The sequence below is a fragment of the Streptomyces katrae genome (assembly GCF_000717655.1).
In the GTDB taxonomy this organism is placed as follows: domain Bacteria; phylum Actinomycetota; class Actinomycetes; order Streptomycetales; family Streptomycetaceae; genus Streptomyces; species Streptomyces katrae_B.
On record NZ_JNZY01000139.1, the window covers coordinates 1 to 218 of the forward strand.

1 protein-coding gene is annotated in these 218 nt (G+C 65.6%); it reads left to right on the forward strand.

Annotated features, from left to right (window positions below):
- On the forward strand, window positions 1–218 hold a 218-nt coding region (locus IF09_RS41505), incomplete at both ends, for an Hsp70 family protein (RefSeq protein ID WP_037637307.1).

Consider the following 218-nt stretch of genomic DNA (forward strand, 5'->3'; position numbering starts at 1 on the left):
GGCCGAGGACAACCAGCCGTCCGTGCAGATCCAGGTCTACCAGGGTGAGCGCGAGATCGCGGCGTACAACAAGAAGCTCGGCATGTTCGAGCTGACCGGTCTGCCGCCGGCCCCGCGTGGCGTCCCGCAGATCGAGGTCTCCTTCGACATCGACGCGAACGGCATCATGCACGTCACGGCCAAGGACCTCGGCACGGGCAAGGAGCAGAAGATGACCG